Annotated in this window: 10 protein-coding genes; 2 read left to right on the top strand and 8 right to left on the bottom strand. The window is 64.3% G+C overall.

The genetic code is table 11. The features are described from left to right. Window positions 1-3: 3 nt before the first annotated feature. From L0B83_RS03375 to L0B83_RS03385, 3 genes are all read right to left on the bottom strand, one after another. The gene (locus L0B83_RS03375) at window positions 4-957 is read right to left on the bottom strand and encodes an electron transfer flavoprotein subunit alpha/FixB family protein (RefSeq protein WP_234756946.1); all 954 of its coding nucleotides are present in this window, start codon (window positions 955-957) and stop codon (window positions 4-6) included. Window positions 958-971: 14 nt separating this feature from the next. Beyond that, window positions 972-1,772, bottom strand: coding sequence for an electron transfer flavoprotein subunit beta/FixA family protein (locus tag L0B83_RS03380; RefSeq protein ID WP_234756948.1), 801 nt, complete (start codon window positions 1,770-1,772; stop codon window positions 972-974). A gap of 272 nt (window positions 1,773-2,044) precedes the next feature. Continuing rightward, the gene (locus L0B83_RS03385) at window positions 2,045-3,712 is read right to left on the bottom strand and encodes a S1C family serine protease (RefSeq protein WP_234756950.1); all 1,668 of its coding nucleotides are present in this window, start codon (window positions 3,710-3,712) and stop codon (window positions 2,045-2,047) included. A gap of 331 nt (window positions 3,713-4,043) precedes the next feature. Between L0B83_RS03385 and L0B83_RS03390 the strand changes: the two genes are divergently transcribed. Both L0B83_RS03390 and L0B83_RS03395 read left to right on the top strand, forming a co-directional pair. Further along, entirely contained in the window at window positions 4,044-6,086 is a 2,043-nt protein-coding gene (locus L0B83_RS03390) for a TPM domain-containing protein (protein ID WP_234756952.1), read from the top strand. Between the two features lie 100 nt (window positions 6,087-6,186). Continuing rightward, window positions 6,187-6,981, top strand: coding sequence for a PspA/IM30 family protein (locus L0B83_RS03395; protein ID WP_234756954.1), 795 nt, complete (start codon window positions 6,187-6,189; stop codon window positions 6,979-6,981). A 59-nt stretch (window positions 6,982-7,040) separates the two neighbouring features. Here L0B83_RS03395 and L0B83_RS03400 read toward each other — a convergent pair whose 3' ends face one another. From L0B83_RS03400 to L0B83_RS03420, 5 genes are all read right to left on the bottom strand, one after another. Further along, window positions 7,041-8,177: an acyl-CoA dehydrogenase family protein gene (locus L0B83_RS03400; RefSeq protein ID WP_234756956.1), complete on the bottom strand. Its 1,137-nt coding sequence runs from the start codon at window positions 8,175-8,177 to the stop codon at window positions 7,041-7,043. 79 nt (window positions 8,178-8,256) lie between these two features. Then, on the bottom strand, window positions 8,257-9,189 hold the full coding sequence (locus tag L0B83_RS03405; protein ID WP_234756958.1) for a cytochrome b/b6 domain-containing protein: 933 nt from the start codon (window positions 9,187-9,189) through the stop codon (window positions 8,257-8,259). 91 nt (window positions 9,190-9,280) lie between these two features. Further along, window positions 9,281-10,252: an electron transfer flavoprotein subunit alpha/FixB family protein gene (locus L0B83_RS03410; RefSeq protein ID WP_234756960.1), complete on the bottom strand. Its 972-nt coding sequence runs from the start codon at window positions 10,250-10,252 to the stop codon at window positions 9,281-9,283. Window positions 10,253-10,264: 12 nt separating this feature from the next. Further along, the gene (locus tag L0B83_RS03415) at window positions 10,265-11,032 is read right to left on the bottom strand and encodes an electron transfer flavoprotein subunit beta/FixA family protein (protein ID WP_234756962.1); all 768 of its coding nucleotides are present in this window, start codon (window positions 11,030-11,032) and stop codon (window positions 10,265-10,267) included. Window positions 11,033-11,141: 109 nt separating this feature from the next. Then, complete coding sequence (locus L0B83_RS03420; protein ID WP_234756964.1) at window positions 11,142-11,417, bottom strand: hypothetical protein; 276 nt, start codon at window positions 11,415-11,417, stop codon at window positions 11,142-11,144. Window positions 11,418-11,743: the final 326 nt, after the last annotated feature.

Genomic DNA, 11,743 nt, shown 5'->3' on the forward strand with positions numbered 1-11,743 from the left:
GTGTCAGCCCCTCCGTTTTTTGATCTCTTCGGTGGCCTGGGGAACAACCTTGAAGAGGTCACCGATGATGCCGAAGTCCGCGATCTCAAAGATGGGTGATTCAGCATCCTTGTTGATCGCGACGATGACCTTGGAGGTCTGCATCCCGGCCTTCTGCTGGATCGCTCCGGAGATGCCCGCCGAGATGTAGAGCTGCGGGGACACGGTCTTGCCTGTCTGGCCGACCTGGTAGTCATGCCCGATCCAGCCTGCATCGGTGGCGGCACGGGAAGCCCCGAGTGCGCCGCCCAGTGCATCGGCCAGTTCTTCCAAGGGTTCGAAATTCCCGTCGACACCGCGTCCGCCGGCAACGACAATCCGCGCTTCGGTGAGCTCGGGGCGGCCGCTGACAGGCTTTTGAGCACGGCCGGTGACCCGTGCCGCGTTCGCCGTCGCGTCGGCCGGGACGTCGATCGTGACAACCTCAGGCGTGGCCGCCGCGGCCGGGGCCTCGACGTCGACGCTGTTCGGCTTGACGGTGAGCACGGCCACCGCGGTGCGCGCCTTGGCCGTAGTGGTGTACGAGCCTGCGAGGACCGATTTGTGGGCTGTGCCGTCCGCGTCGACCCCCACCACATCGGTGATGACGCCGGCGGTGAGCTTCACGCCAAGACGGGCTGCGATGTCCTTGCCGTCGGCAGTGTTTTCGAGCAGGACCGTTCCCGCTCCGGAGGCTTCAACGGCAGCGGCCAGATATGCGGCTTTGGGCGCAACCAGGTAGTCGTCCAGGTCGGTTGCGGACGGGCGGTAAACAGCGGACGCTCCGTTCGCACCCAAAGCCCCCACGACGTCGTCACGCAGCTCGCCGTTGACGGCAACCGCGGCTTCACCGAGGGAACGCGCGATCGTCAGGAGTTCCAGGCTGCTCTTCTTGAGCGCCGCGCCCGGGTTGTCAATGAATACAAGTGCTTTTGCCATGTGTCGGAATCCTCTTAGAGCAGCTTCTGGGCGGCCAGGAAGTCAACCAGCTTGATGCCGGCGTCGCCTTCGTCGGTGATGATGGTGCCGGCAGTGCGCGGCGGCCGCGCTTCGGCGGTCTCGACGGCCGTCAGCGAACCCGCGGCGCCCACCTGCGCGGCATCGACGCCGATGTCGGCCAGGGTGAGTGCCGTGATCTTCTTCTTCTTGGCCGCCAGGATGCCCTTGAAGTTCGGGTATCGCGGCTCGTTGATCTGGTCCGTCACGGATACCAGCGCGGGCAACGTTGCCTCCACGGTGTCCGCGTGGGCGTCACCGTCACGGCGCGCGACGATCCGTTCGCCGTCGACCTCGAGGAAGGAAGCGAACGTGACCTGCGGGAGTCCGAGCCGCTCAGCGAGCTGGGCCGGCACCAAGGATGTTTCGCCGTCGGTCGAGGCCATCCCCGTCAGGACCAGGTCCACGGGCGAGTCGGCACCGAGATACCGGATCGCCGCAGCAAGCGCCAGCGAGGTGGCAGCAGCATCCGAGCCGGCCAGCGCGTCGTCGCTCAAGTGTGCTCCGGAGGAGGCGCCGATCTGCAACGACTTCTTGACGGCGTTCACCGCGCCGGCGGGACCCATGGTCAAGGCGATGACTTCGTTGCCGGCCTTGGCGCCGCCGCGGGCTTCGCTGAGCTGCAGCGCAGCTTCGAGCGCATACTCATCCAGCTCGGACAGGATGCTCTCGTCGCGGTCCGTGGTGTTGCCTGGGCCGGTAAGGTGTCGGTCGAACTGCGCGTCCGGGACGTGCTTGACCAGAACAACAATCTTCAATGTATCTCCCACTGTGTTCGAGGCAGCCTTCCATACTCGGGGATGGCCAGCAACTAGGCGCGTGGCCAAGAGTGCCCGGCGTACGGGCTCGTCCTAGCTAAGCATATTGCGGGACAAGTCGGACAACAGCGCCGCGTTAACTCCTGTTTCGCTGCCGCCCGCGCCTGCGGCAGCACGGGAACACGAAACGGCGGGCAGCACCGGTGGTGCCGCCCGCCGTCGTGGCTTGCTGGTCGGTTCGCGTGTTGGAACCCGCTTCTGTAGGACAGCTGCTAAGGAGCAGCGTCCAAGGTCACGTCGAGCTCCTGCGATTGGCCGCCGCGCTGGATGGTCACCTTGACGCTTGCACCTGCCGGCTGCTCACGGACAGCCGCGGTGAGCTGCTCGGGATCGGTGATGTCCTTGCCTGCGAACTTCGTCACGACGTCGCCCACCTTGAGTCCGGCCTTTTCAGCGGCGGAGCCCTTGGTTACCGAGGCAACCTGCGCGCCCACGGAGAACCCGGAGTTGCTTCCAGTGGCCGACTTGGGCTGCACGCTCACGCCGAACTGGCCGTGGGTGGCCTTGCCGTGCTGGATGAGTTCCTGCGCAATACGCTTTGCATTGTTGATGGGGATGCTGAAGCCCACGCCGATGTTGCCGCTGGACGACGAGGAACTGCCGCTTCCCGCCGAGGCGATCGCGACGTTGACGCCGATGATCTCGCCCTTGGTGTTGACAAGCGCACCACCGGAGTTGCCCGGGTTGATCGGCGCGTCCGTCTGGATCACGTTGAGCGAAACATTGCCCTGGCCAGGGCTGCTCTGGCTCTGGCCGCCGCCTGGAGGCGCGAATTGGAATCCTTGGCCACCGTTTTGCGAGTTGTCGGAGCCGCCGTTCGGAACGGCCGAGGATGCCACGCTGATGGTGCGGTTAAGCGTGGACACGATGCCGTCGGTGACCGTGCCCGGCAGGCCGAGCGGAGCGCCGATGGCGATCGCGTTGTCCCCGACGTTGATCTTGCTGGAATCCCCCAAGGTAGCCGGGACAAGGCCGGAAGCGTTGTCCACCTTGATGACGGCCAGGTCCGACAGCGGGTCCGTACCCACTACCGATGCCTTCAGGACGCGTCCGTCGCTCAGCCGCACTTCAATCGTGGCGTTGGCACTGGCACCGTCAAGGGTCACCACGTGGGTGTTGGTCAGGATGTGGCCCTGGTCGTCGAGGATGATGCCCGAACCGGTGCCGCCCTGGCTGCCGCTTGAGGCCATGATGGTCACGACGCTCGGTGTGGCCTTCGCTGCTGCTGCGGTGATGGCATTGACGTTGTCCGTGTTGTTGACAATCACGGTTCCGGCCTGGCTGCCGCCGGCAACCACCGGGGTGCGGCTGTTCACCAGTTGGTCGCTGGCGGCCACCACGCCTCCGCCCACGAGACCGGCTGCCAGGATGCAGGCCACGAGGGTTCCGACGCCGAAAGCCGGCTTGCGCTTCGGCCCGGCCGGCTGACCGACGGGGTGGGCCGAGTGGCCCTGGTGGCCCGGGAACTGCTGCGTGGAATAGTGCTGCGAAGGGTTCGGTCCGCCGTAGAACGGCTGTTGCTGCCCGTAGGGGTAATGCTGTCCCTGGTCGTTCCGCGGAGGTTGGTGCTGGGCCGGGCCCTGCGCCCACTGCGCCGTGTGGTCCGGCTGCGCAGTGTGATCGGGCTGCGCTGTGTAGTCCGGCTGCGCTGTGTAGTCCGGCTTTGGCTGCCCTGTGTGATCCGGCTGGGCTGTGTAACTGTGCTTCGCCGTGTGATCGTGCTTCGCAGTGAAATCCTGACCCGGCTGGTATGCCGGCAGCGGGGCCGTAGGCTGGGAATTGGCTTGCTTGTCCGCTTCCGCCTTGCCGGTGCTCTCAGGACCATGGTTCTCGGGGCCATTGTTCTCAGGCTCGGCGCCCTGTGCTGGGTTCTCCGTCATGGGACTTCCTTTCTTCCTCGTCCCCTTAACTATCGCCGCTCTTGCTGGATCAGGAGTCGACGTTCGCTGGGAGCTTGCTGAACGCTGTCATCGGATGGATCTTGCGCCTCCGAATGGCGCCGACTAGCCCCTCAACGTTGGAGAAGGCAGGATCTCTCCCCGTTTCGCTGGCGGCATATTTACCGCTGTGGACGCTGCAAAAGGTGCACCATAGTATCAAATGGAATTGCCACAGCGACCTGCCGCTTGACAACCATGCGCGGGGGCGCTGATGCATTCTGTTTCGATTGTTCCGGCCCGGACCAATCGCAGACGTGCTGAAGGGTTGCACATGCGGTCAATGTTGAAACGTGTAGTCGCCGTCATCGGCCTGGCCGGAATGCTGGTCCTCCCGGCCGCAGCAGCCTGGGCCGCGGACCCGGTGACCATCCCGTCCGGCCAGAACATCACTGACGACGCCGGCGTCCTTCGCGACAAGGGCTCTGTTCAGAACGCCATCAAGTCCCTTTACACCGACCACCAGATCAATCTGTATGTGGTGATCGAAAAGACCTTCACCAACCCGAGCACGCCCACCGACTGGGGCAACGCGGTGGCAAAGAAGAAGTCGTTCGGATCCACCGACGTCTTGCTCGCAATTGCCACGGACGATGGCAAAGTGAACATCACCCGGGGTCCGGGCAGCAAGATCACTGATTCCCAGCGTGACGACATTCTCAAGAACGCTGTCCTGGCGAACCTTGTCCAAGGCAAGAAGAACTACGACAAGGCCGTGATTGACGCCGCCAAGGCCATCGGGGACACCCAGAACTCCGGCGCCGGCACGGCCGCTCTCGTCGGCGCCGCCGTGGTCGCCGCCGGCGGTGTGGGTACGTACTTGTACTTCCGCAACCGGCGCAAGAAGGGCCAGGCCCCGGGCGCCGCTTACGGTCCGCAAGGGCAACAACTCGATCCCCTCGCCTCCATGAGCATCGCGGACCTCCGCCGCAAAGCCGGCTCCCTGCTGATCGAAGCGGATGACGCCATCAAGTCCGGCGAGCAGGAGCTCGGCTTTGCCCAGGCGCAATACGGCGATGCCGCCGTCGGGAACTTCTCGAAAGCGCTTCTCGACGCAAAGAACCATATGACCGAATCCTTCAAGCTCCAGCAGCAGCTCGACGACCACATCCCGGACACCGAAGAGCAGCAGCGCAGCTGGCTCGGAGAAATCATCCGGCGCTCGGAGGCCGCCCTCGCGTCGCTGCGGGAGCAAAAGGCCGACTTCGATTCCTTGCGCGAGCTCGAGAAGAACGCGCCGCAGGCATTGGCCACTGTCGCCGCAGGCGTCAACGAAGCCGAGGCGAAGATCAGCAGCGCGGAGCAGTCGCTCAACGGATTGCGCGAAAAGTACGCAGACAGCGCACTGGGCCACGTGAGCGACAACATCACCCAGGCCAAAGACCGGCTTGCGTTCGTTGAGAACGCAACAAACACCGCGCGGGAAAAGCTCGCGGCGGGTGAGAGCAGCCTTGCCGCGGTCGCAGTCCGCGCTGCAGAAGAAGGCCTGCACCAGACCAACGTGCTAATCGACGCGATCTCCAAGTTGGAAAACAACCTCAACGAGGCCCGGAATGCGCTGGACGGCGCCGTGGCGGAGACCAGCCAGGACTTGGCCCAGGCCAAGGCGATGATCCAGTCCGGCGAGCACCCGGAGCTGGCCGGTCCGGTAGCCGGGGTCGAAGCCGCGTTGGCGCAGGTCAAGACCGAAATCCAGGGCGGAAAGATCGATCCCATCGCCACGTTGGACCGGGTGGAGAAGGCCCACCAGGGGCTGGACCAGGCCCTCTCGGGAATCCGCGACCAGCAGGAACAGGCTAGGCGTGCACAGGCTGCCCTCCAGCAGACCATCATGGCTGCCCAGTCCCAGATCAGCGCCACCTCGGACTACATCGCGGCCCGGCGCGGCGGGGTTGGCCCCGAGGCCCGCACCCGCTTGGCCGAAGCGCAGCGGAACCTCGACTACGCGCTGTCTATTTCCCGCAATGACCCCGTCACGGCGCTGACATACGCCCAACAGGCCCAATCGCTCGCGGCCCAAGCCGCGCAACTGGCCCAGTCCGACGTCGACCAGTTCGGCGGCTTCGCCAACCAAGGCTACGGCCGGGGCGGGCTGTTCGGCGGCGGGGGCGGTGGTGGCCTCGGCGGAGCGATCCTCGGCGGCATCCTCATCGACTCCATCTTCCGCGGCGGCGGAGGCGGAGGCGGCTGGGGCGGCGGAGACCACGACGGCGGGGGCTTCTTCGGAGGCGACGGCGGAGGCGGCGGAAGAGGATTCTTCGGCGGCGACGGCGGAGGCGGCTGGGGCGGCGACTCCGGCGGAGACGGCAGCTTCTAGCTCCCAAAGACTAGGTGGGGGCGCGTTCCCCGCGTAGAGCGGTACAAGAACTGATCACTGGATTCAGTGGGCACCACTGAGCAGGACGAAAGGCAACACCATGGTTAAGCAGTCCATTTTCGGGCGGATCGCACAGCTCGCCAAGGCGAACATCAATGCCTTGCTCGACCAGGCTGAGGACCCGCAGAAGATGCTGGACCAGATGGTCCGCGACTACTCGAACAACATCGCCGAGGCCGAGTCCGCCGTCGCGCAGACCATCGGCAACCTCCGTATGTTGCAGGCCGACTACAACGAGGACCTCAAGAACGCCCAGGACTGGGGCAACAAGGCCCTTGCCGCCTCGCGCAAAGCGGACGAGTACCGTGCGGCGGGCAACGCCGCCGACGCCGCGAAGTTCGACAACCTTGCCAAGGTAGCCATCCAGCGCCAGATGTCGGCCGAGAACGAGGCCAAGGCCGCTGAGCCAAACATCGCGTCCCAGTCGGAGGTCGTGGACAAGCTCAAGAGCGGCCTGGACCAGATGAAGGTCAAGCTCAATGAGCTCACGAGCAAGCGCAACGAGCTGGTTGCCCGTTCGAAGACGGTTGCTGCCCAGACCCAGGTGCACGACGCCCTTAAGAGCATCGACATCATGGACCCCACCAGCGAGGTGGGCCGCTTCGAAGAGAAGATCCGCCGCGAAGAGGCCAAGGTCCTTGGCCAGCAGGAACTGGCAGCCTCCAGCCTGGATGCGCAGTTCAACCAGCTTGAGGACCTCGGAGAGCAGACTGAGATCGAGGCCCGCCTGGCGGCACTGAAGTCGGGCGGCTCGAAGGCCGCTATCGGCGCCGGCGGCGGAGCCACCACACCGGCAAAGGACACCGTGGACGAAGCCGACTTCGACAAGCTTTAATCCCAACGAGCGAATGGCCGGGCCCTTTTGGGGTCCGGCCATTCGTGTTTCCGGGTGCCCTATGCCCCTACGGCGAGCCGTCCGACGATGAGCCTCATGATTTCGTTGCTGCCTTCCAGGATCTGGTGGACCCGCAGGTCCCGGGCAATCTTTTCGAGGCCGTATTCCGACAAGTAGCCGTAGCCGCCGTGCAATTGGATGGCCTTGTTCGCCACATTGAAACCGGCATCGGTGGCCACACGCTTGGCCATTGCACACAGTCTCACGGTGTCCGGGGCACCACGGTCCAAGGCGTCGGCGGCCCGGAGGATCAGGGTCCTGGCAGTCTCAAGTTCCGTGTCCATGTCCGCAATGTCGAACAGGAGGGACTGCTGGTTGATGAGCGGGCCACCGAAAGCGGATCGGGACTTGAGGTAGGCGACGGACTTTTCCAAGGCCGCCTGGCCACCTCCCAGGGAACACGCACCCATATTCACCCGGCCTCCGTTGAGGCCCTTCATGGCGATCCCGAAGCCGCTGCCTTCCTCGCCAAGCCGGTTCGCCACAGGCACCCGGACGTCCTCGAAAATGACCTGGCGGGTGGGCTGGGCATTCCATCCCATCTTCTTCTCATTCGGGCCGAAGGACATGCCTGGCGCGTCAGCCGGCACAACGATCGCGGTGATGCCCTGGCTGCCCGTGTCCGCAGTCCGCGCCATGACCACATAGACGCTGGAGACCCCTGCGCCCGAAATGAACTGTTTGGTGCCGTTAAGAACGTAATGGTCGCCGTCGAGCACTGCCCTGGTACTCAGCGCCGCAGCGTCGGAGCCGGCTCCCGGCTCCGTGAGGCAATAGCTGCCCAGTGCCTCCATGGACGCAAGCTGCGGCACCCATTGAGCCCGCTGCTCATCATTGCCGAAAGCGTCGATCATCCACACCACCATGTTGTGGATCGAGATGTAGGCCGCGATGGTGGGGTCGGCCTTGGACAGCTCTTCAAAGATCAGCGCCGCATCCGTGCGGGAAAGCCCGGAGCCGCCGAACTCTTCCCGGACATAGATGCCTCCCATGCCGAGTGTGCCCGCTTCACGCAGGACATCCACGGGAAAATGCTTGGTCTCGTCCCACTTTGCGGCATGCGGTGCAATGGCCGTCGCGGCGAAATCGCGCACCATCTCCACCATCGCTTGCTGGTCCTCTGTGAGCTCAAACATTGGCACTCCTTTGCAGTTCTTCCCAGTTCTCCGGGTTGTCCGGCTTTGCTGGCTATGGTGCTTTACTGGCTATGGTGCGTTACTTGCTGACTTTGCCCATCAGCGAAGCAATGGGGCGAAGGAACAGCGGCCTCGCGAGGAACCACGCGCCCGCGATCACGAGGAGGGAAACGGCGAAAATTCCGAAACCGACCCAGTTGATCTCGTCGCTGCCGCCGTACATGTGGTTCAGGTTGCGCAGCGCCCCGGTGGCGAGGACCAGGGTGACGTGCACGATCGTGAAGAGCACGAAGTACACCATCACCGGGAAATGCACGGCCCGGGCCAGTTCGATGGGATAGATCTTGTTCACCGTGCCGGCCGTCTTGGGCCAGGCAGAGGACGTGCGCAAGCCGCTGATGATGGCAAGCGGGGCTGCGATGAAGACGGTGACGAAGTAGGTCAGCAACTGCAAGGCGTTGTAGTTCACCCAGCCATCCTCGGTGGGCCAGTTCAAAGAGGCGTATTGGAGGGCGGCGGAAACGGCGTTCGGGAAGACATCCCAGCTGGTGGGGATGATCCGCATCCATTGCCCGGTGGCAAAGATCACGATCACGAAAACAATGCCGTTCAGTACCCACAGGGCATCCAGGGTCAGGTGGAACCACAGGTCCAGGCTGATCTTGGTCGGCGGATTCTTGGTCCGGATGAACCCCTTGTTGTTGCGGGTCCATTGGGCCGGCGGCCTCTTGGCCGTGCGTACCTGCCAACCGGACCGGACGATCAGCACCATGAAGAACACGTTCAGGAAGTGTTGCCACCCGAGCCAGGCGGGGAAACCGACCGGAGCGTTCGCCGGGAGGCTGGAGGCGCCCGGGAAGTCATGCAGGAACGTCTGCACACCCGGCAGGCCCGTCAACCACTTGGTAAACAAGACGATGAGCAAAAGTGCGATCAGCACGCCTGGAACCACCCAGACGGGCTGGGACCATCTGCTTCTGGCTGCTGTCGACTTTTTGGCGGGGGTGGACATCTTCTCGGACACCTCTCGGATGAACTTTGCAATGGGCGGACGCATCAAGCTAACAGGCTCCGCACCGAAGCGGCCAAAGCCTGTTACGCCGTCAGTTGGAACGGGCTTTGACGGCCTCGATGAGTTTTGGAACCACCGTGAAGATATCGCCCACGATTCCGAAGTCAGCCACCTCGAAAATGGGCGCGTCCTCGTCTTTGTTGATGGCCACAATGGTCTTGGCGGTCTGCATTCCTGCGCGGTGCTGGATGGCTCCGGAGATTCCCAAGGCGACGTACAGCTGCGGCGACACGCTCACGCCCGTCTGGCCTACCTGGGCCGTCTGGGCAACGTACCCGGCGTCGACCGCGGCGCGTGACGCACCGACCGCCGCGCCCAGGGTGTCGGCGAGCTGTTCGACCAGCGCAAAGTTCTCCGGCGAACCCAGGCCGCGCCCGCCTGAAACCACCGTGGCTGCAGTCCGAAGCTCGGGCCGGGCCGAGACAACGGCATCGTCGTTGAACCCGTCGATGACGGCGGCTCCTTCTGACGGGGTGTCCAAAAACGCCTCATCCACGGCTGCCGTGGCTGAGGGAGCCTGGCCTTCGATGGCCCCCTGCCGGATGGTCAGGATCGGCAGCCCGCCTTCCACCACGGAATCAACCGTGTAGGCGCCGCCGAATACCGAATGCCGGGCTACAACGGTTCCGTTGTCGCTGCGCACCTGCACGACGTCGGCGAGCACGCTCCCGCCGACCCGCACGGCAAGCCTGCCCGCAGCCTCGCGGCCGTCCACCGAATTCGCGGTGAGGACGGCGACCGGGCTGTAGGCGTCAATGGCCGCGCCCAGGGCGTCCACCGCAGGTGCCACCAAAACGGTGCCGGCGGCAGCTGTCAGGGCCGCGTAGACCCTCACCGCGCCCAGCTCACCCAGCCACGCGACGTCGTCGTCCGCCAGGGGTGCAGCCGACACAACGACGGCGACCGGCGAGCCAAGCGTTGCCGCGGCGGCCAACAGCCCGCGGGCCGACGCGGCCATCTCGCCGCGGTGGGAAACTTCAATGAGTGCCAGGACGTTCGACATTTCTTTCCTCCCTCAGACCAGCCGGTTCGCAACGAGGAACTCAGCCAGCTCATCGGCCGCGGTCCCGTCATCGATGAGCTTGCGCCCGGCCGCGCGCGGTGGCCGCTCAACGGTGGCGACCACTACGGTGCGGCTCACGCCGGCCGGAACGTCCAGCTCGGCGGCGGACAACGTGGTGACAGGTTTGCGCTTGGCGGTCAGGATGCCCTTGAAATTGGGGAACCGTGCCTCCGGGAAGCGTTCGGTCACGGTGACGATGGCCGGCAATGCGGCCCGGACCGTGAGGGTCCCGCCCTCGCCTTGACGAACGCCGTGCACGCCGTCGTCGGCGATGTCGGCGGAGACCAACGATCCCAAGAGTGGCAGCTTGAGGTGTTCGGCAACCATTGCGGGCACGACGCCTCCGCGGCCGTCCGTCGATTCGTTGCCGGCCAGCACAACATCGAAGCCCGTCACCCTCAACGCGGCCGCCAGAGTTGCTGCCGTTCGGCCGGTGTCGGCGCCGTTCAGGGAATCATCCACGATGTGAACCGCCGAATCGGCGCCCATGGAAAGAGCCTTGCGCAAGGCCTGCACAGCATCAGCGGGACCCATGGTCATTGCCACCACTTCGGTGCCCTTGTCGGCATCCTTGAGGCGCAATGCGGCTTCGAGGGCGCGCTCGTTGATTTCATCCACTACGGAGTCGGTGGCCTCGCGGTCGAGCTGTCCCGTTGCGAGGTTGAGCTTGCGCTCCTCGGCCGTATCCGGCACCTGTTTGACGAGCACGACGATCTTCATTCCACAGCTCCCTCGATGCAAATGGCTGACGCTTGGAATCGAGAATACTAGGAACTCCTAGTATTTACCATGGAGGGAGGGAATGAATGCTTGGGACGACCCGCCCGCGTTAATTGCGTCCTGTGGGTCCAGGGGACGCGTGGTTGCTTCGTACGGCCATCACCACACGGACAAGCACCGACACAGCTATGAGCACGGCGATTCCGACGAAGTTTGGCTGGAACTCCAAGGCCAGCGCCCCGTTTTCAGTTCCGGCAGCCGCGGTAAAAAGACCCGGCAGCGTCGCACGGGAGCCGGTCAAAACGGCAATCACGCTAGTGGCCACGCACAGGATGAACGACAGTGCCAGACCGACGGCGATTCCGCCCAGGGCCGCACCAGTCATTCTCGATATCTTGCCCATCGAAGCTCCTCCCCCGGCCAGCCGACGCCGCACCGCATAGAACACACCGGTCAAGCCGTGTTCCCCTTGCAAGAAAACTAGCCGGACACTTCCTTCGTCAGGGGTCGAAGTCAGCAAAATCCGTGCAGGTTTGCCCAAATTCAGTGTGTTTTCCGGGAATCTCAGTGTGCACGCAGGCAGGTCTACGTGTGGAAAATCGTTTCACCCGGAGATGCCCCGTTGGAGGGCTTAAACGAAAGAGTCCGCCCAAACGGGCGGACTCTTTCGTTATTGAGTTGCGGGGACAGGATTTGAACCTGTGACCTCTG

The organism is Arthrobacter alkaliphilus (assembly GCF_021483235.1).
GTDB classification, from domain to species: domain Bacteria; phylum Actinomycetota; class Actinomycetes; order Actinomycetales; family Micrococcaceae; genus Arthrobacter; species Arthrobacter alkaliphilus.